This is a genomic window from Legionella qingyii, assembly GCF_003184185.1.
On the sequence record NZ_QHJG01000002.1, the window covers coordinates 13,760 to 33,174 of the forward strand.

A 19,415-nucleotide genomic window follows, 5' to 3' on the forward strand; every position below is an offset into this window, starting at 1 on the left:
TTTGCAGAATGATTCTTTAGAATATCAAGGAGAAACATATGTCTTGGATTTTCCAACTCAAATATTGGTTGAGCAATATAATCTCGCTCATAAACAATTATTTGAGGCATTGAGTGATAACGAATTTCCAGTAGATCCTATTTTATTTAAGAATAAAAAAGAACAGTTTGCTGCATTACAAAGAAATCAAATACAGATTATTGCTTTTCTTGAAGAGCAAAGAAAAAATAGGAAAGAGTTTTTAGATTTCAAAGAAAAGTTTAAAAATCACACTCCGTTTGTCTTAACGAACACTACTTCAAAGGAAAAAGCTCTATCTTTTGAGGGAGCTAATTATACTCTGAATTATTCTACCCAACATATGGTTGAGAGATATAATTACTTATATGAACGTTTAACTAAGTTCTTTAAAAACTATTCTTCGACTTCAAACCCGTTAATGATAAATGCAGAACTCTTACAGAAGATAACAAAACAGTTCATCCAACTAATAGAAAGTCAAAACGAAATTAAGAGTTTTGTTGAAAAGCAAAGAGAGCTAGACGATTTAAGAAACAGGTTTGCAGCCTTTTCCCCTCTTACTTTAACTTACGAAGGGAATTCTCTGGTGTATAAAGAGAAAACCTATCCTCTAAATGCTGCGATTGCAAAGCAAATTCAAGAATATAATCAAGCTTATGGAGAACTGGAGCAGGCTTTTAAGGGTGAGAATAGTACTCTGGACATAGAATCTATTAAAAAATTATTTAATAAGTTGCAACAAAAAGTAAAACCTTTTGACCAAATTGAGGAATTTGGCAAATTAACGAAGTTGCTTGAAAAACAAAGTGATCTTGTGAATAAGAGAAAAAGAATAGTACAGGAAATTATCGATAAAATTAAACTTGAAAGCTTGGGGGACGTTTCAAAGGATTCAGAAGAAGTTACTATCTTGAAAGGGTTATTGCAAGCATTTACACGGCATGATGCCGAAGTGACGCAATTAGTAGCAAAAATTGGCACTGCTAGAAATGATTTATGCCTGGATAACCTGAGTGATTCAAAAGAACAATTAAAAAAATTTGCAACTGCTAATCACGATAAAGCAGGTGATTTAATTAAAGATCTCCGTGAGGAGTTTAATGAAAACCTCCCTAAATTTTCTTCAAATAAGCGCCTTAACCAATTTATGGCGTGGATAGATAAACACATTCTTGCTCCTCTGTATGAGGCATATTATAAAGAAGAAAAACCGTATAAACCCGGATTTTTTGCTTCATCAATAGAAAGAAACCTTTTTGAATTTCGCAAGAATCTTTTTCCTGATCTGGAGAAATTCCAGAATGAGTTAAGCGAAGCCGCTAAAGCTGCTTCGGCAGCTTGATAAGAATAGTCTTATTTCCAGACCATGTTTTTTAACATCTTTTGCAATTATGGACTATCATTCAAACACTGCTAATAAAATAAGGAAATGAATATGTCACAAAATTCTATGGGTCAATTCTGCTGGAATGAATTAGCTACTGCGGATGTGAGCAAAGCGAAAGAGTTTTATAGCAAAGTACTAGGGTGGCAATTTAAAGAAATACACTCTGGTGAAATGACATACACTCTTATTCAAGCCAACGATAAAGAATTTGCAGGTATCTGGCAGATTCCTGCAAATCAACAAAATGAAATTTCACCTCATTGGATGGCTTATATTTTGGTGAGTCATGTTGCAGATACATTAGCAAAAGCCAAACAAAATGGAGCTGAAGAAATTAAAGGAGTTACTCCTGCTGGAGATATGGGACTTTTTGCGATTATTAAAGATCCTACTGGAGCTCATATTGCATTCTGGGAACCAAAATAAACGATTTCATTGATGCGTAGCCTGGGGTGGACAGCGCAGCGAAAGTCAGGGGATGTTATATATCATCAAGCCCAGTTCTGCTGCGCCGCACCTAGGCTACATTTTTTAAAATTGAGTCCAATCTTGCTCAGGTAAGTTATTTGCAGGCAATAGTTCATAAGTTTTGAAGACATCTCCGTCTTGAGATAAAAGAATGGCTATAGGTCTTGTTTTTTCAAAATGGGCAAAGATAATCATCATCATGACGGTGATGGGTACGGAGAGGAACATCCCTAATACTCCCCATATTGCACCCCAAACTGCTAAGGCAATTAAGATAACTAATGGGCTTAAATTCAATGAATTACTTAAGAAACGTGGTTCAATCAAATTTCCTACTATAAATTGTATGATTCCTAAACCCAGAATGATTTCAGTAAAAGGAATCCAACTGGCAAATTGAACCAAGGCCAAAGTGGCTGGAAAAGCAATCGCAATAATGGCGCCAATATTGGGAATAAAATTGAGAAAAAAGATAAGAAGTGCCCAAAATTCTGCAAAATCCAATTTCACCCATTTCATAATTATCCAGCTGGAAAGAGCAGTAATAATACTTAAAATGGATTTAATTCCCAGATAAGTCTGCATATTGTTTGCGATATGACTAATGATGTTGTTAACTAAAAGACGGCTTTCCAAAGAGGGAAAAAGCGCATCAATTTTTTTTAGAAAAAAATGTTGTTCGACAAATAAAAAGGCAACATACAATAAAATAAGTACAGTTGAACTAGTAAGCGTTGTGAATACCCCATAAACGCTCGTGAAAATCGTTTGAAAATTGAGACCTTTGAGCATGTTATTCATACTCGCTAATATTTGAATGTGAAATTTTTGATCAATATTGCTAAAAATTGTTAATAAGTTTTCTTGATAGCGATTGGATGCAGCGATGACATTAGTGACATTATTGGTAATGATATTTATAAAAATTAAAAGAGATACTCCAAGTATTGCAAAGGCACAAATCATGCTGAGCCAATTAGGTATCGCTGGTATGCGTTGAATAATGTTACTTATCGTATTAAGAAGAAACCAAATAAAAACCGCAATCACCAAAGGAATCAACACATGGCTTCCTATTACCAGAAAGTAACCAACTATCCATATGATAATTAATCCGGATGTAAATAGAATGGTGCGATTCATAGGCTAACTCCTAAGCAATGAGTTGGCTGAGCAGATAAGCCTTGGAGCATAATACACTTCCTTTTGAACTTTTTGATTCATATCAATAATATTAGCATTGATTGATTAGGAGAAGAATTGAAAAACTAACAGGATAGAATTTATTTTTTGGAAATGAATTTGGAGTTTATTTGTGAGTAAGCTACATGGAATATAACCTGGGATGGGTTCTCCCAGGTTATAAGAAATTCCTTATTTTAGCAACTTAGGATACAGCCGCATGGAAGATCTTCAGGACTTTGAATAACTTCTTCGGTGAGAGCACCTTTTGTGTTAACCCAATTGGAACTCATACCCTGTTTCAAGCCAAGTTCGTTTTTCTCTATTGTAAAATATGACTCAATCCCAAAATACTCTTCCAGAAACGCGTTAATGTATGCTTTGAGCTTATTGAATGCTCCAGTTTGTGCCATTAAGGTTGGTTCCCAACTATAGATAGCTGAGCGACATTCCTCGGCCATTTCTTTAACCCGATTTTTATATGCTAGAATTCGTATCCCTTTCTCAAGATCACTGTCAAATTTATCTAGTGTTGACTGTAATTGAGCTTTAAGTTGTTGAACCGCATTGAGAACATCGTTAGGAAGCGTTTTTTTACCTTCTTTTGCTTCATAGTCTAACTGATTAATTAACTTTTTAACTGAAGTATAAATTGGGGGTCTTTGTTTAACCACCTCTCCAAGATCAGCTGCTGTATCTTTAAAAAACTTCACAAACGCCATTTTATTTCAACCTCGCTCTCATTATAAAAATTCAAGCTTTCTCTAAAAAGTAGAGAAGGCAAGCGCATCTTAGCACAACTAGATCATAAAATAATAGCGAAGATCATAAATAGATCATATTGGTATTATTTTGTCTATGTAAAATATTTAATCGATCGCCTCTGGCTTCCTCATTTTGCTCGATTAGTGTTCAGAAGCATAACGATAAACAAATAAAATTCCATACTGTTCTAATTCTTCTTTGTAGCGATTAAATTCATCCATGGTTGTAATAAACGAATCAACAACAATATTGATGCCTTGCTCTGCGAGTTTTAATTTTTACGCAAACAATGCTAAAGTTCGTTTGTCATTTAATAAACAGAGTGGTCTTAATGTTAAAAGAATATTTACGAAAGGGGATTAATTTTCAAAGGACTCAAGAGACATTAAATGCAGCAGCAGAATTGGTAGAACAGGCAGATGCAGAGGGAAAACATTCTGCTCCTGATGTAGCGCAACAAATGAAAAAAAAGGTTCAGAACATTATTTCTGAGTACACAGGAATTCATAAAGCATCTTCATTATGGGCTGACAAGCAAACAAAATTAATGCAGGATTTAAGGCAATCTACGGTCGTAGAACAATCTAAATCAGATGAAATTGAAATGCCGCGCTTAATTTGAATTTTTGATAAAAATGATGGGTTATCATCATATATAAGGAGAACGATATGTCAAATAATAGCTCAATTCGACCTGAAAATATATTACCTGATGGCGTTGATAATGCATCCATCAATGGCAAAATCGTAAGAAAAGGTACAATTGCTGCTTTTTTAGCAAATGCAGAGATTCTTGAAAAACAAAACAGTACAGATATACAAAAACAAGAAGCAGTTAGGACAATGAAAGAGTTAGCCCCAGCAGTAGTTGCTACAGGGTTACACCAATATGTAGTTTTTAAAAATAAAGAAATTGAGCAAATTCTTATAGATGCTGAATAATAAGTATCAATCGATAGAAAAGTAAAATTTGAGGAAGTCTTATATTCCAGTAATATCGCCTATACTATGTATTGAATTTGTTCATTTACCATTAATCTTATGAACTTACCAAACTATCAGAGCCTTGTTTGGGCCCATCAGCTCGTTCAGGATTGGTTTATCCAGAAAGTGGGAAAGCCCACTGAACCACAAGAGCAAGGATGGCCATTCATTTTGGCAGGAAATGATACCCTCATTTCCTCGCCGACTGGCTCAGGAAAAACCCTTGCTGCATTTTTAGCGTGTTTGGATGGTTTGGTGCGGAAAGCCATATCGGGAAATTTACAGGATATGACTGAAGTCTTGTATGTTTCACCGCTCAAAGCACTCAGCAATGATGTGCAAAAAAATTTACTCATACCATTGCTGGAAATTACTGAATTAGCTAAAGAACGCGGTATATACCTGCCAGAAATTCGCATCGCGGTGAGAACAGGGGACACACCCGCCAGTGAGCGACAAAAGATGCTCAAGCAACCACCACATATTCTAATCACCACTCCTGAGTCTTTTTATATTTTATTAACTGCTGGAAAAAGCCGTATCAATTTAGCAAGAATCCATACAGTGATTGTTGATGAAATTCATGCCCTGGCAAACAACAAACGAGGTTCGCATCTGGCTTTATCTTTGGAACGTTTAGAAGCACTCACTCTAAAACCATTTATTCGCATTGGATTATCTGCGACACAAAAACCTTTGGAAAAGGTAGCGCATTTTTTAACGGGTGCTAAGAAAACCAGAGTGAAATTGGTCAATATAGGACATGAACGCCAATTGGATTTGCAGGTTGTGGTGCCAGAAAGTGAATTATCTGCCGTTGCTTCCAATGAGATGTGGGATGAAATCTACGAAAAAATTGCTATTTATGCCCGAGAGCATCGTTCTACTTTGGTATTTGTTAATACCCGAAAATTGGCGGAACGGGTTGCCCATCATTTAGAGCAACGTTTAGGGGAGCATAAAGTTTTAGCTCATCATGGCAGTTTATCGCGAAAATTAAGACTCGAAGCAGAAACAAAATTAAAAAATGGCGCGCTACAAGTATTAGTCGCTACAGCTTCTTTGGAGTTAGGTATCGATATAGGAAGTATTGATCTGGTTTGCCAAATTGGTTCGCCACGCGCTATTGCCACCGCATTACAACGAATAGGGAGAGCTGGGCACTGGCATGCTGCGATTTCCAAGGGACGTATTTTTGCAACTACCCGCGATGAGTTATTAGAGTGTGCGGCACTGGTCTATGCAATACGCCAAGGGGATTTGGATCAGTTAATTATTCCCCATGAGCCGCTTGATATTTTGGCACAACAAATTGTGGCTGCATGTGCTACTCAGGATTGGGAAGAGAAATCGCTCTTTAACTATTTTAAAAACGCTTATCCTTATCATCATTTAACATGGGACAAGTTTGATGAAATTCTTAGGATGTTATCCGAAGGAATCGCCGGTACACGAGGACGCTACGGTGCCTATATTCATAGAGATCAGGTAAATCATATGATCAAAGCACGGCGTGGCAGCCGTCTTGCAGCAATTACCAGTGGTGGCGCTATTCCAGACAATGGATTATTTACCGTTATTGCGATGCCCGATAATGCCATGGTAGGAACTTTGGATGAAGATTTTGCGGTAGAAAGCAATCGAGGTGACATTTTTTTACTAGGAACCAACTCCTGGAAAATACTTCGCATTGAAAATGGACGCGTACTTGTGGAAGATGCACATGGTGCGCCGCCAAGCGTACCTTTTTGGCTAGGAGAAGCACCGGCACGTAGCATTGAGTTATCACTACAGGTTTCGCTGATGCGCGAAAAAATAAGTGAATTGTTGCCAGAAAAAAGTCCACAACTTGTTGATATAAAACACTATCCTGAAATAAAGGCCGCGATTGAATGGTTAATCAATCATTGTGGACTGGATGGTTCTGCTGCAGAGCAGTTGCTGGAATATGTTCGATTAGGTCGACAAATTTTGGGAGCCGTCCCGACGCAAAAAACAGTGATTGCAGAGCGTTTCTTTGATGAAAGTGGCGGGATGCAACTGATTATTCATGCACCTTTTGGTGCGCGTATCAATAAAGCATGGGGATTGGCTCTTCGCAAGAAGTTTTGTCGATCATTTAATTTTGAATTACAAGCTGCAGCAACCGATAATGGGTTAAATATTTCTTTGGCAGAACAACATAGTTTTCCTTTATCTGATGTGTTTCACTTTTTGCATACCAACACACTAAAAGAGGTTGTGACGCAAGCAGTATTGCAATCCCCTTTACTCGGTGTGCGATTTCGCGCAGTAGCCTCACGCTCCTTATCCTTATTACGTTTTCGTGGCGGTAAAAAAATTCCTCCCAATATTCAGCGTATGTTGGCAGATGATTTATTGGCTGCGGTTTTTCCAGATGCGGCGGCATGTCAGGATAATTTGGGTGGACGTGATGTCATCTTGCCCGAACATCCACTCATTGAAGAGACTATGAAAGATATTCTAATGGAGGCTCTAGATATTGAGGGATTTGCCCAAGTGATCCAGGCAATTGAATCCAAGAATATTACATGTCTTGCAGTCGATACTCCGGTTCCTTCCGTATTTTCCCATGAAATTTTAAATGCTAATCCCTATGCATTTTTAGATGATGCTCCTTTAGAGGAGCGACGCTCTCGCGCAGTTGAAATGCGGCGTGTACTCCCGGAAGCACTTTTGGAGGAGGTGGGTAAACTGGATCCTAAAGCAATTACAGAGGTGCAAGAACACGCTTGGCCAGATATTCGCTCTGCAGATGAATTACACGATGTTTTGCAAACGGTGATTGTTTTTCCGGAAACAATTCAATTGTCTGAGTATCAATCTACTTTGCCTGCATGGAAACACTATTTTGTTGAGTTACAGCAGGAAGGAAGGGCCACATTAGCTTCAGTTGTAGGCAAAAATTATTATGTGCCAGCTGAAAAGAAGAAGACATTTCATTGCATTTTCCCGCAAGCAACATTTGCCAACGAACTTGCTGATATTGAGGATGAACCAGGATCACAAGATGAGAGCATCCTGAACGCCCTACGTGGTTGGCTTTTACATACAGGTCCAATCACCCAAAAAGTACTCAGTGACTGTTTACAACTTTCCTCTTTGGATGTGACGCATGCTTTATTAAAATTGGAAGCCAGTGGGTATGTATTGCGCGGGAGTTTTCGTGCAGAGCATACCGGTGAAGTCGAGTGGTGTGAACGTCGTTTACTGGCACGTATCCATCGCTATACTACAGAATCCTTGCGCAAACAGATCAAACCGGTTACCCGGGCGCAATTTATGGCCTGGTTACTTAAATGGCAACATGTGGCAAAAGGGAATCAGCTGCGCGGTGAGAGTGGGCTTCTGGAGGTTATTAGACAACTACAGGGTTTTGAGCTCGCTGCAAATGCATGGGAGTCTGAGATCTTCCCTGCACGCGTACACGACTATGATCTGTTGATGCTCGATAAGCTGTGTATGAGTGGCCTTGTAGGTTGGGGACGTATGTCTCCTCATCCTTCTGTAGCTGTTAGTGAAGAAGAAACAACAAAATCAAGGCGTTTAGCACCCACGCGAAATGCACCAATTACATTTTTTGTCCGAGAAGAAGCCGATTGGATTCCACCTCATGAACTTGTGGATAATATTGAAGAGGTGGATAGTTTAAGTCATCCTGCTCGTAATATTTATCAATTCCTAAAAAAATATGGTGCCTCATTCTATGCAGACATTGTTCGCGGTACGGGGAATCTAAAAGTTGAAGTAGAAAATGGCCTATGGGAGTTAGTTGCAGTAGGTATGGTCACGGCGGATAGTTTTGATAATGTACGTACTCTTATTAGTACAAAACGCAAATATAGTGGCCGACATCGACGAAGACCACTATTTCCACTTAGTACTGGGCGTTGGTCTTTGTTGCATGTTCATGCACAAGCTGATTATGAAAAGCGTGTGGAAGCAGCATGTTGGATGCTGTTGAAACGCTATGGCGTAGTATTCCGTGATTTGCTCGTGCGCGAGAAAAATATTCCTCGTTGGCGCGATTTATTGATTTTTTTTCGACGCCTTGAATTACGTGGTGAGGTGCGCGGAGGTCGTTTTGTTGACGGATTTTTAGGTGAACAATTTGCATTACCTTATGCTGTGGATTCCTTACGGGCTATGCGAAATGAGGAACTTGATGAGGTACCACAAACTATCTCATCTGTGGATCCTCTGAATTTAATAGGAATTGTGTTGCCAGGTGAGCGGGTTTCTGCAGCGATAAAATCAGAGATACAGTTAGTTTCGGGTCAAGTTTCTTCACCGGTGTAGATATCCCCCTAACCGGCAGCTTCTCCCCTTGGGGGAGAAGGGATATAAAAATTTTCCTTCTTTAGGGAGAGGAGCAGGGGTGAGGGTTTACAGAAACGTTTCAAGACTTAATATTACTGCTGCGTACGAATTCGACGCCATGTTCCAAGAGTTCCTCTTTGATTTTTTTAAAAGCCTTTTCATTTAGGGGTAGGGTAGCATCTTCAATTAAATAACATTTGAATCCTTCTTGAAGTGCATCTTTTATAGAGAAATACACACAAATATCGGCACATAAACCACAGAAATAGAGTTCTTTGGCCCCTTTTGCCTGGAGATAACCCGCTAAGCCGATGTTTGTTTTATGAGCGCTATCATAAAAGGCGCTATAACTGTCGATGTCAGGATCCATCGCCTTGCGAAAAATAGCTGCTATAGGCCTTGTTTCAAGCTGGGGATAAAATTCTGCGCCCCAGGTTCCCTGAACACAATGGTCTGGCCATAGTATTTGTTCTATTCCATGCAGCATAATTTTTTCAAAAGGCTTTTTTCCAGGATGGTTGGATGCAAAACTTTTATGTTTTTTTGGATGCCAATCTTGAGTAGCAACAATTAAATCAAATTTGGGGGTAATTTGATTAATGATGGGGACAATAGAATCTCCTTGAGGCACCGCTAAGGAGCCTCCTGGCATAAAATCATTTTGTACATCGATAATAATTAATGTCTTCATCAGATAGGATTTGTTTTTATATCATTAATTAATGCGTTGCGTTTTGTCTTAAGCTGGTTGCTTAATCCAACCTGATAGATATTGGGCTTATCAAGCCGCTTGTATTCATCAGGAAGTTGACTTAAGCGCATTCTACTGAATTCTGCAATTTCGTTCAGTGTTTTCGATGGGATTAATTGTTTGCCATGCTCCATGACTTTTTGCAGCAATGGTTCTTGCTGATCTGGAGTGATAGGCAATAGTTTTTCAGATGCAAAAGGAGCATAAACCCCATCTAAATTCTTCTCATCCATAAGCCCGATAACATCGGCGCCTAAAAAAGTATTTTGGTGTAACAATCTGAACACTTGTTTTTTATAAGGCAGGGTGATTTTACTTGTTGACTCAGAAAGTTTAAGTCTCGGTTTTCCCTCTGCAAAAGCCAGTTTATATACTCCATCTAAAGCAGCATCAGGGGCGCCAATAACTAAATTGGTTCCCACACCAAAAATGTCAATTGGCGCTTTTTGTTCACGTAGCATTTTTATTCTGATTTCATCTAATTGATTGGAGGCAATAATCTTCACGTAATGCAGACCAGCGTCATCCAGCATTTGACGTGATTTTTTTGCCAACTCGCCTAAATCCCCACTATCCAAGCGGATTGCTTGCAACCGATGGCCGCGTTGCTCCATCTCTTTACCTATGCGAATTGCATTGGGTACCCCACTTTCCAATGTACTGTATGTATCTACGAGAAGGGTACAGTTATCAGGCCATATTTCGGCAAAATCACGAAAAGCCGTTAATTCATTGTCATAACTTTGGATAAATGAATGAGCCATAGTTCCCGAAATAGGGATATGATAATCACGTCCGGCACATACATTGCTTGTGGCATCAAATCCTCCAACAATCGCTGCACGGCTAGCATAATATCCCCCTGGCCCTTGGGCTCTGCGTAATCCAAAATCCACAAGGGTACAATCACCAGCGACATGGCGGATTCTGCTCGCTTTTGTGGCAATAAGTGTTTGAAAATTAAGTAAGTTCAATAGAATGGTTTCAATCAGTTGTGCTTCAATCATATTGGCTTCAATGGTGACTACAGGACAAGTAGGGAACACCAAATCACCTTCAGAGGGAGCATAAACAGTTCCATTGAAACGAAAATTGTTCAAATACTCAAGAAACTTCGGATGCATTCCTTTATTTCGTAAAAAATCGATATCTTGTTCACTGAAATGATAGTTTTCTAATATTTCCAATAAATCTGCTAGGCCTGCGAAGATGGCATATCCCGAGCCGAAAGGAAGTTTTCTGAAAAAATAATCAAAGATGGTCGTATTATTTTTGTGACCTTTTAAAAAATAAACTTGAGCCATGGTCAGTTGATATAGATCGGTATAACTTCCGGTAAAATCAAACATTTTGAATAAGTATCCTTCTTGCCGCAATAAAGTCTATGTAATGGTAGAAGCTGATTATATTGCCATAATAATATCCTTCCAGGAATTATTGATTGAGAATAATTAGCAATTTGTCGCAATAAGTTTAGGGAATTATTGACAAGACTTAGGAATAAGCTGAATTTTTTTGAAGTATATCCTTAAAAAGCTCTGTAATAAAAAACGTCATATTGCTATAGATCTAAAATAAATATTTTGTTATATATTTAATTAAAATGTCAATAATTTGAGATACTTGTTGGTTTAGTACAGCTTTTTTCTACACTTATTAAGTAGTCTCTTAATCATTACTCAATAAAAGACATGGAGTAAAAGAATGAAAGTCTGCGAGTTAAAACTACGGATTGGCGAACTTAAAAGTAATATTGAATTATTAAAATATCCCAAAGAAATTATTGAATTCGTCTCAAGACGAACTGAGATGGTCGCGTTACTCGAGGATGAGGGAGATGTTCATCCTGGCATAATGCTTCCTGTAAAAGAACTCATTAATCAATTTTGGCACTGGGTTGTTGGTAATGTACCTTATGACGAATGGAACAATGGTGCTGATGTTAGGCCTTGGCTTTTTTTTCAACAGTCATTGGTGAAAGCAAATGTGTTAGAAGCTGATTTCCATCATTCTATTTTGTATGAAGAATTAAAAAATAATTTTGATCATTTGGCTGGAAATCGATTAATGATAACCGAGCTTATGCCTTTATTTATTCGTGCGAGTCGAATGTTAGGTTATAAAGAGCGCTCAGAAAATGACTATCCTCTCCTAAGACTGAATGCAGGGACAACTTCAGAAAAACCACAAGTGATCGTAAAAATGAAAGATGTACTGTTTTTGCTGAGAACACTTTATTATTTAATTTATAAATATTGCACTGTGGAGCAACTTACTTTAATCCCGTTTCTGATTCATTTTCGCTCCCATACAACAGATGAAGAGCGACGTTCTGAGTTGGCAATTTTTAATTGGTTAACCCAAAATACAGATGAATGCATCAAATTTTTCAATACACATAATCAATACATTGATACCCGCTCAATTAAGTTCCTTGAGGATTTGCGGAAGGTAACTCATTTAATTCCTACTCTACGCGTCGATTTTCTAAGCGCTACGGACCAAAGTCGTTGGATTTATCCCTTTATTCAGCAAGTCAGGTTTAATCCTGGCGATACAGAAGATGAGCTAATAGAAAAGACATTTCATTTATTAGAACTGGATTTTGCAACTCGAAAAGAGAAATCCCTTGCAGCGGGTTTAAGTTTTGCTTCCGAAGTAAACAGACAAGCACGAATATTAACAAGCCAGGAAGCAAGCGTAGTTTATTTAGCAACTTGTTTATTTTGTTTGGAGGAATATAAAAAAAATCGTCAAAAGGATTCTCGTGACAAATATTCTTTATGGTCGTTTTCCGCAGAGACAAGATGTCAAGCAGCTGAAAAAAGAAAGTTAGCGATTCTTGGCAAACCCGTTAAGTTCGGTTTTTTTGAAAGCCTGGCCATAAATCAAGGGCAGTTGAAAAAAGTAGTTGATTTTCTTGACGACAATCAAGCTTTAGATTCGGAAGAATATACTTCTTACCTATCTAAATAACTTCCATGTTCATTTAATACATCTGTTTTATATAAAAATTATTCCAGTTGAAATTTGCTTTTCCAAATTGCGTAACATATATTTAGTATTAGCTTAGGTATCTTAAAATCAATTTTAAGTTATTAAGAAAAGGAGTTCTTATGCGTGTCATCAATAAATTTTCCCTAGCAACAATGCTAGGTATTTTAGCCGTGTCACCCAGTATCTACTCTGCAGATACACCCGATATTTCTGGCTCATATAAATGCTCGTACCATGATCCGTTCACTACTCCCAATGACGGTACTGAAACCGTAGTGTTCAAAAAAAATGGAGATGTGTATAAAATTTCAGGAATCCCTACAGGAAGTGTATTTCCATATTACATTGGTAAAGGCATATTTAATAAAAATGTCAATAATGCGATTGGCTACATATTTTGGCAACCAAAATCACCAACTGTAACCACAATTCAAATTTTCACAATTAAGCCTGATGGTTCTTTGGATGGTGTTTTTGCAGAAAGTAATAAGGATAAAGGTGGTACTGAAACATGTACTAAATCAGTCCAATAGTAGATTTATTCGCATAAAGGTGAGAAAAGGAATTTATTATGAAAACTGTAATTAAAAGTATTTATTTAGTCGCCGCATTATCCCTACCTACTCTAACAGCTTATGCAGATGACTCGAGTACAAGTGCTGCTGGTACTTCAACTTCTCCTGCTTCGAACAGTAGTGATACTTCAACAAGTAAGGCTAGTACTTCTTCTTTTATAGGGGATTATCAATGCCAACGTGTTGATTCTGCCAATAATACTGTTGCTTATCCTCTTACAGTATCCAAAACTGGCGATACCTATACTTTAGAATGGGATAATAGTAATGGAGAGCCAGTTCTTTACGGTACAGGCGTTATGCATCCAAATCAAACTAATGTTGTTGCTTCCTCATTTTGGGATCCAAGAAAACCGGAAGTGATTGGTATTCAAATGATAGAAATTAAACCAGATGGTTCGTTACAATCCAACTGGGTTTTACAATCAGACAATCAACTTGGATCAGAGACTTGTACTAAAAGTAAATAATTAATAATCTAAAAGCATAAAGGGCTACCTTGAGTGTAGCCCTTTTCATTAATAAATTTCTCAATTAATTCTGCTCATAACTGATTTCTCATTTTGTAAAAAATTATAGCAAGCGGTTCTTTGAGAAAGTAACGCGATAGATATTTATTTTTTTTCCAGCATGCGCTTTCTACTGCAGGGGAACAGAATACCTTAAGCCCCAATTTTTGAGCCACTAGAATGGCTCTGGGTGCATGAAAAGGTTCAGTTACTAAAATAATGGATTTTAATTGCTTCGCTTGCAATAACCTTTTAGAAAAAAGAAGATTTTCATAAGTGGAAGTTGATTCGGGCTCAAGCAGGATGTCTTCGGTAGGTACACCTAAAGATAAAGCAATTTTTTTCATAGTTCGCGCTTCATTTGCGCCATCTTCAATATCTGTACCACCTGAGAAAAGAAGTTTTGGGGCAAGGTTAGCCTTATATAAATCAACTGCATGTTTTACGCGAGCCACGAGGCAAAGGTTGTACGAATTATTGCGATAGGCTTTGGCTCCAAGTACTAAAATAACATCGGCCTGCCTTTTTTCGTCTTTTTCGGCATTTTTTGTAACATACATCGCCACAAAAGAATAAAGAGCAATAGCTGTGATCAAGAAAAAAAAACATGTTCGCCTGAAAAATTTCATGAAGTTCTCTAAATAATTGATGTTATTTTTATGCGAGAAAATTTTATCAGATCATTTTATGAAGGCGGAACAAAATGAACATGCTGTAGGTGAAAATTGTATAGCACAATTCTGTAAATGGGCCAATTTTGGCCCAATCTTAAGAAAATTATTTAATAATCAATAGTGTTGATGGTATCGTGGGTAGGGTGCACCGTTTTCCACTACAATATAATCTCTTGGCGGCGTCCAACGATGAGTATTTCTCCATCTTGAATGATGATGGTGATGGCGGAAATTCTTGAATCGTGGATAATAATCATGTGTATGATAAAAAGCGAAGGACGTAGTGGAAAATAAAGTAGCCGCGCCTAACATCCCGCACAGCAATAATTTTTTGATCATCATTTCTTATATTCCCCTCTTTAATTGTTATCTGATGACTAGTCTAAATAATAAATGTAACAGGGATATAACAAGATGTTCTGTAATTGTAACAAAGTTGTTACAAAAGGAGCATAAGTAAAATAGCCTGGTGCAGAGCGGTATAGCCAGTATAGTTGCAGGGTTCCGCTGCGCTGCCTGTAAGCTACTTTGGTTATAAATCTTTTCAGACAGTTAGATGGCTTTTGTTTTTTTGTGATTCAATATCTTCAACTACTTCAGTTAAATCAACTACCTCACTCGGAATATCAGGCACGGTACCTCGTGCTATTAATTTTGATAGTAAAATAGAGGCGCAAGGACTAAAACATCCCATGACTATCACAGTGACTGGTATTGTAGCAAGAAACGTTAGAGTTGTTGAATGGGGTACTCCACTTGCCCGTAGAATGAAATAAATACCAAAATGTACTCCAGTGCCTAAAGCCACCATCGCGAGAGTGATGGCTTTTTTATAACAACAATCCTCTTCAATGGCGGAGGAGCGTTCATCAATCAGCTTTTTTCGTTTTTTTATGTTGGCCAAATAAATTTTCCCATGTTTATTCACGAGATCCTGTACTAAGGGATTAATATACTGATTTTCTAGATCTAGGGGTAACGTTGTATTTTTATATAAAGTAAAAAAAAGATGAGGATTTGATTTCTCAATTTCCTTTGCTGCCAGGGTGGCTAGTTTGGGTATTTGTTGCACTATTCTTGGCATTATTAAACCTTATTTTCAGAAAATATAATTATATATTAATAAGTTATTCTATCATTTCTTTGTACAAAGATATTAAAAGATATGATGTTTTTTGACAAAATTACTTAACCTAATACGATTAATGTGTATTATTAGATTTTGTATATTGCAACGCGCATGATGTGGATTGAGGGATAAATGAGGGATTTTTTTCATGGTATGGGTTATATGCTACGAGGTATTCGTCATCTTTCTACTCATGGATTAAGACGTTTTATCCTATTGCCTTTAGCAATTAATTTTATTATGTTTTCCGGCTTGTTTTATCTTATCTACCACTATTTGTTGCCCTATGTTTACCATTATCTTGATAAGTTACCTTCCTGGTTAAGTTTTTTTAGCAGTATTTTTTTTGTTATATTTATTCTCAGTTTTTTCTTAATGTTTCTATCTTTATTTACGGTTTTTTTCAATTTAATTGCAGCACCTCTAAATGGCCTGCTAGCAGAAAAAACACAAAATCTGCTTTTTGGAAGCATCATTCCCCCTTCAACATTTTATGAAGTCATAGTTCGTAGTGTAAAACGTCAATGTGAATTTCTTGGCTATTTCTTACCACGCTTTTTAATTATAGGTATTTTATTTTTTGTACCATTTCTACAGCCTGTTTATCCTTTTTTGTGGTTTATTTTTAATGCTTGGATTCTAAGTATTCAATACCAAGATTTTGCTATGGACAATAACCTTGTTAGCTTCAAAGAAATGCGTAGAAAAATTGCTCGTAATAAAATGTGTTCACTTGGATTGGGTTTTTCTATAAATCTAGCCAGTTTTATCCCCATCTTAAATATATTGGCCATGCCTGCAGCGGTGATAGCAAGCACCATTCTCTACTGTGAACGCAATAAAACAGGACTTACGAAAAAAACTCAATCTCTTCGTTAAAAAATGTTTTTAATTCGATCATTTAGTTTATCTAAACTCTCTCATTAAAAACATTTTTTGCTTCGATTTTTTTAGGGGCGTAAGTCCTGTAAAAATTTGCTTCAACCTCCAAAATCCTAGCCTGGGCGTAGCACAGCGAAACCCGGGTGTAATCAGTTGGATTCCCGGGTTATGGCGTTAATAAGACAGAATTAATAAGCCTGAACTACAATTTTTCCTACCGCTTTTCCTGATTCTAATAATGTATGAGCTTTATCAATGTTCTCGAAATAAAAAAGATGCGGGTCAATGAGCGGTTTTAAATAACCTTCATCTGCTAGCATCGCGATCTCTTTTAGAATCTTGCCATGCCGTTCACGTTGTATGTTACGTAATAATGGCAATAGCATAAACACTGCATGTAAACTGGCCGATTTAGTATGTAAAGGTGAAAGATCATGGTTGGAGGCTGCCTGAATGCTGATTACGTTTCCATACATGGCAACAGCAGCTAATGATTTGTCGAGATTTTCTCCACCGATGGTATCAAATACTATGTCAAAACCCTTACCATTGGTTAGTCGGTTGACATAATCTTCAACTGATTCAACCCGATAATTAATTGTCTCTTTGGCTCCAAGTGATTTCGCTATATCTGCTTTATCTGAAGAAGATACAGTGGTGTATACTTCAGCGCCAGCCCATTTGGCGAGCTGAATCGCAATATGTCCAACTCCTCCTGTACCAGCATGAATTAATACTTTTTGTCCAGAATTAATTTTAACTTTTTCAAATAATGCTTCCCAGGCTGTGATTGATACTAGAGGTAAGGCAGCGGCTTCAACCATACTCAAGGTATGGGGTTTTTTCGCAATTAACTGGGCATCAGCAAGCATAAATTCAGCTAACGCACCTGATTCATTAAGAAAACCACCAGCACATCCATAGACTTCATCACCGACAGCAAACTCAGTAACGTCTTCACCAACTTGTTCAACGATACCAGCTACATCACTATGTAAAATTGCAGGAAAAGGAGGGGAAATATGGCTGTTTTTTCCAGAGCGAACTTTACAGTCTACAGGATTTACGCTAGTTGCCACAACTCGAATCAGCACATAGCCGGGTTTAATTTGGGGATTGGGGTGCTCAATCATTTCAAAGACTGAAGGGTCACCAAAAGATGATATAGCTTGTGCTTTCATAGCGTCCTCCTAACTTGATGCACCAGGCGTTTTATTAAAAATTGAAGAGAGCAAAAATCTATCTTCATTAATCCAAAATAACATTCTAAGAAAATCACAGAACATTTTCCAGCAACAGATAGCCATTTGATAAGTTTTTCGGGTATTAACTCTGATTTTATGTCAATGTGGCAGGACAATCTGTTCCATTGTGCAGGAGCACTAGTGTTAAAGAATTAATTAGGGCTTTGGTGCATGAAGCAGAGGTATTGAACTGAGGAAAATATTAGAGGCTGTTGACAATTCTCTTTGCCCGCTTAGGTGCCGCGGTGGATTGTCAACAGCCCCTCGTTATTTTTCTTTTTTATTTTTTCTAAGAGGAAATTGTAAAATGTGGGCAGTGCTGCTTCCAATACGGGTTGGTAGGGGCCTGATTGGTCTTCTCCTTGCTCATGAAGTCCTTTGCGACCTTGATGAATTTTGAGGCATATTTCTTCATCTTCTTGCGCAGTTTCTAAATAAGCCGCTTGTGCTGCTGCGCACAAGCTTGGATTAGAAAGCCAAATATCTTTCGGATGAAAAAACTCTACAATATTGATGCATTGTTCAATACTTATTGGAGAAACAGTACTTATGACTAACATATAGGGATAATATTCAATCATGATGTTTGGGTAATAGGCCATCCATACAGCTCCATACCTGGGTAGCTCGTTTTTTGCTTGCGCCAATAATTCGTATTGGTAGGTTTTAAAATTGGCAGAACCTGATTTGGTTAAATCAGATTGGATACCTACATACTGGATGGAGTAGGTATCATCAAGCGTCCATTCAAGTTCTCGTACGTCGACTAATTTTCTCAATCCATTATGGAAAAAAGGTATATGGTAATCATCTAAAAATACTTCCATGAATATTTTCCAGTTAAAGGAATGGCATTGATGTCTTGATTGAGCGAATACATAATCAGAGAAATCCAATACGGTATATGCTTTAGTGTCGATTGTATCTCCTTCTATTTTATTGTTTCCTCTAAACAGAAGTCCATTCCACTCACTTACGTAGTCTTTTTTTAAATTAAGACAGGGTATTTGTTCAAATTGTGGTGCATGAATTAATTCACCCTGGATATTGTATGACCAACTATGAATTGGGCAGCGAATTCTTTTTATATTTCCTGAATCGGATAACAGAAGCGCCTGTCGATGCCGACAAATATTAGAGAGCAGGCTAATCCCATCTTGGTGATGAATCAGCATCTCAGTATTATTACTTCGTTTCAAAACATAATAATCATTTAAGTTAGGAACCATAAGCTGATGTCCAACATATTGGGGGCTTTGCTTAAAAATATATTCTTTTTCAAGTTGATAGATCGATGGATCAAAAAACCAATGAACTGGAATAGGCTGATACTGATTCATAATAGAATAGCTCCTATACCTGATTTGTTGAGATACCTTTAGTTTCTAACTAAATTGTTTTTATAGTATTTTGTACTCTTAAAATTATAGACTGATCTAAAATGGATTTTTTAGATTTATCCTAAATTTAAATGATTTTTATGCTTGATAACAATCTATAAAAAGT

At 37.4% G+C, this 19,415-nt stretch carries 18 protein-coding genes; 9 read left to right on the plus strand and 9 right to left on the minus strand.

Annotation, left to right across the window (positions count from 1 at the left end; all coding sequences use genetic code 11):
• Window position 1 precedes the first annotated feature (1 nt).
• On the plus strand, window positions 2-1,363 hold the full coding sequence (locus DGG96_RS01090; RefSeq protein WP_110141179.1) for a hypothetical protein: 1,362 nt from the start codon (window positions 2-4) through the stop codon (window positions 1,361-1,363).
• Between the two features lie 93 nt (window positions 1,364-1,456).
• Window positions 1,457-1,834, plus strand: coding sequence for a VOC family protein (locus DGG96_RS01095; protein WP_110141180.1), 378 nt, complete (start codon window positions 1,457-1,459; stop codon window positions 1,832-1,834).
• A 105-nt stretch (window positions 1,835-1,939) separates the two neighbouring features.
• Here the strand turns inward: DGG96_RS01095 and DGG96_RS01100 are convergent, their stop codons facing one another.
• Complete coding sequence (locus DGG96_RS01100) at window positions 1,940-3,019, minus strand: AI-2E family transporter (protein WP_110141181.1); 1,080 nt, start codon at window positions 3,017-3,019, stop codon at window positions 1,940-1,942.
• Window positions 3,020-3,255: 236 nt separating this feature from the next.
• Window positions 3,256-3,780, minus strand: a complete 525-nt coding sequence (locus DGG96_RS01105; RefSeq protein ID WP_110141182.1) for a hypothetical protein — start codon at window positions 3,778-3,780, stop codon at window positions 3,256-3,258.
• 374 nt (window positions 3,781-4,154) lie between these two features.
• Here DGG96_RS01105 and DGG96_RS01110 point away from each other — a divergent pair, with 374 nt between their 5' ends.
• The 3 genes from DGG96_RS01110 (at window position 4,155) to DGG96_RS01120 (ending at window position 9,127) form a co-directional block, all read left to right on the plus strand.
• Window positions 4,155-4,445 carry a hypothetical protein gene (locus DGG96_RS01110; protein WP_110141183.1) on the plus strand — a complete coding sequence of 97 codons (291 nt, stop codon included), beginning with the start codon at window positions 4,155-4,157 and terminating at the stop codon, window positions 4,443-4,445.
• A 47-nt stretch (window positions 4,446-4,492) separates the two neighbouring features.
• Window positions 4,493-4,765, plus strand: a complete 273-nt coding sequence (locus DGG96_RS01115; protein WP_110141184.1) for a hypothetical protein — start codon at window positions 4,493-4,495, stop codon at window positions 4,763-4,765.
• Window positions 4,766-4,864: 99 nt separating this feature from the next.
• Window positions 4,865-9,127, plus strand: coding sequence for a DEAD/DEAH box helicase (locus DGG96_RS01120; protein WP_110141185.1), 4,263 nt, complete (start codon window positions 4,865-4,867; stop codon window positions 9,125-9,127).
• Between the two features lie 100 nt (window positions 9,128-9,227).
• On the opposite strand, the gene pncA is transcribed toward DGG96_RS01120, so the two are convergent.
• Together pncA and DGG96_RS01130 are read right to left on the minus strand one after the other, a co-directional pair.
• Complete coding sequence (pncA, locus tag DGG96_RS01125; RefSeq protein WP_110141186.1) at window positions 9,228-9,839, minus strand: bifunctional nicotinamidase/pyrazinamidase; 612 nt, start codon at window positions 9,837-9,839, stop codon at window positions 9,228-9,230.
• Window positions 9,839-11,248, minus strand: coding sequence for a nicotinate phosphoribosyltransferase (locus DGG96_RS01130; RefSeq protein WP_110141187.1), 1,410 nt, complete (start codon window positions 11,246-11,248; stop codon window positions 9,839-9,841). The genes pncA and DGG96_RS01130 overlap by 1 nt, the downstream gene beginning before the upstream one ends.
• A gap of 355 nt (window positions 11,249-11,603) precedes the next feature.
• Between DGG96_RS01130 and DGG96_RS01135 the strand changes: the two genes are divergently transcribed.
• The 3 genes from DGG96_RS01135 (at window position 11,604) to DGG96_RS01145 (ending at window position 13,941) form a co-directional block, all read left to right on the plus strand.
• Window positions 11,604-12,875 (plus strand): hypothetical protein, encoded by a 1,272-nt coding sequence (locus tag DGG96_RS01135; RefSeq protein WP_110141188.1) that lies wholly within the window; start codon window positions 11,604-11,606, stop codon window positions 12,873-12,875.
• Window positions 12,876-13,015: 140 nt separating this feature from the next.
• Window positions 13,016-13,429: a hypothetical protein gene (locus DGG96_RS01140; RefSeq protein ID WP_110141189.1), complete on the plus strand. Its 414-nt coding sequence runs from the start codon at window positions 13,016-13,018 to the stop codon at window positions 13,427-13,429.
• A 38-nt stretch (window positions 13,430-13,467) separates the two neighbouring features.
• A complete protein-coding gene (locus DGG96_RS01145) occupies window positions 13,468-13,941 on the plus strand; it encodes a hypothetical protein (RefSeq protein ID WP_110141190.1) in 474 nt (157 codons plus the stop codon).
• Between the two features lie 74 nt (window positions 13,942-14,015).
• On the opposite strand, the gene DGG96_RS01150 is transcribed toward DGG96_RS01145, so the two are convergent.
• The 3 genes from DGG96_RS01150 to DGG96_RS01160 form a co-directional block, all read right to left on the minus strand.
• Window positions 14,016-14,609 (minus strand): YdcF family protein, encoded by a 594-nt coding sequence (locus DGG96_RS01150; protein ID WP_110141191.1) that lies wholly within the window; start codon window positions 14,607-14,609, stop codon window positions 14,016-14,018.
• 159 nt (window positions 14,610-14,768) lie between these two features.
• Entirely contained in the window at window positions 14,769-14,996 is a 228-nt protein-coding gene (locus tag DGG96_RS01155) for a hypothetical protein (protein WP_233590454.1), read from the minus strand.
• A gap of 202 nt (window positions 14,997-15,198) precedes the next feature.
• On the minus strand, window positions 15,199-15,738 hold the full coding sequence (locus DGG96_RS01160) for a hypothetical protein (protein ID WP_110141192.1): 540 nt from the start codon (window positions 15,736-15,738) through the stop codon (window positions 15,199-15,201).
• Window positions 15,739-15,915: 177 nt separating this feature from the next.
• Between DGG96_RS01160 and cysZ the strand changes: the two genes are divergently transcribed.
• Window positions 15,916-16,662, plus strand: coding sequence for a sulfate transporter CysZ (gene cysZ / locus DGG96_RS01165; protein ID WP_110141193.1), 747 nt, complete (start codon window positions 15,916-15,918; stop codon window positions 16,660-16,662).
• A gap of 191 nt (window positions 16,663-16,853) precedes the next feature.
• Here cysZ and DGG96_RS01170 read toward each other — a convergent pair whose 3' ends face one another.
• Entirely contained in the window at window positions 16,854-17,846 is a 993-nt protein-coding gene (locus DGG96_RS01170) for a zinc-dependent alcohol dehydrogenase family protein (protein WP_110141194.1), read from the minus strand.
• 296 nt (window positions 17,847-18,142) lie between these two features.
• Window positions 18,143-19,249 (minus strand): aromatic ring-hydroxylating oxygenase subunit alpha, encoded by a 1,107-nt coding sequence (locus tag DGG96_RS01175; protein WP_233590455.1) that lies wholly within the window; start codon window positions 19,247-19,249, stop codon window positions 18,143-18,145.
• Window positions 19,250-19,415: the final 166 nt, after the last annotated feature.

Coding starts and splice junctions, on each gene's coding strand:
- DGG96_RS01175 (WP_233590455.1), bottom strand. CDS start 19,249: ATGAATCAGTATCAGCCTATTCCAGTTCATTGGTTTTTTGATCCATCG.
- DGG96_RS01120 (WP_110141185.1), top strand. CDS start 4,865: ATGAACTTACCAAACTATCAGAGCCTTGTTTGGGCCCATCAGCTCGTT.
- DGG96_RS01150 (WP_110141191.1), bottom strand. CDS start 14,609: ATGAAATTTTTCAGGCGAACATGTTTTTTTTTCTTGATCACAGCTATT.
- DGG96_RS01135 (WP_110141188.1), top strand. CDS start 11,604: ATGAAAGTCTGCGAGTTAAAACTACGGATTGGCGAACTTAAAAGTAAT.
- DGG96_RS01095 (WP_110141180.1), top strand. CDS start 1,457: ATGTCACAAAATTCTATGGGTCAATTCTGCTGGAATGAATTAGCTACT.
- DGG96_RS01130 (WP_110141187.1), bottom strand. CDS start 11,248: ATGTTTGATTTTACCGGAAGTTATACCGATCTATATCAACTGACCATG.
- DGG96_RS01160 (WP_110141192.1), bottom strand. CDS start 15,738: ATGCCAAGAATAGTGCAACAAATACCCAAACTAGCCACCCTGGCAGCA.
- DGG96_RS01100 (WP_110141181.1), bottom strand. CDS start 3,019: ATGAATCGCACCATTCTATTTACATCCGGATTAATTATCATATGGATA.
- DGG96_RS01145 (WP_110141190.1), top strand. CDS start 13,468: ATGAAAACTGTAATTAAAAGTATTTATTTAGTCGCCGCATTATCCCTA.
- DGG96_RS01105 (WP_110141182.1), bottom strand. CDS start 3,780: ATGGCGTTTGTGAAGTTTTTTAAAGATACAGCAGCTGATCTTGGAGAG.
- DGG96_RS01110 (WP_110141183.1), top strand. CDS start 4,155: ATGTTAAAAGAATATTTACGAAAGGGGATTAATTTTCAAAGGACTCAA.
- DGG96_RS01155 (WP_233590454.1), bottom strand. CDS start 14,996: ATGATGATCAAAAAATTATTGCTGTGCGGGATGTTAGGCGCGGCTACT.
- cysZ (WP_110141193.1), top strand. CDS start 15,916: ATGAGGGATTTTTTTCATGGTATGGGTTATATGCTACGAGGTATTCGT.
- DGG96_RS01140 (WP_110141189.1), top strand. CDS start 13,016: ATGCGTGTCATCAATAAATTTTCCCTAGCAACAATGCTAGGTATTTTA.
- pncA (WP_110141186.1), bottom strand. CDS start 9,839: ATGAAGACATTAATTATTATCGATGTACAAAATGATTTTATGCCAGGA.
- DGG96_RS01115 (WP_110141184.1), top strand. CDS start 4,493: ATGTCAAATAATAGCTCAATTCGACCTGAAAATATATTACCTGATGGC.
- DGG96_RS01170 (WP_110141194.1), bottom strand. CDS start 17,846: ATGAAAGCACAAGCTATATCATCTTTTGGTGACCCTTCAGTCTTTGAA.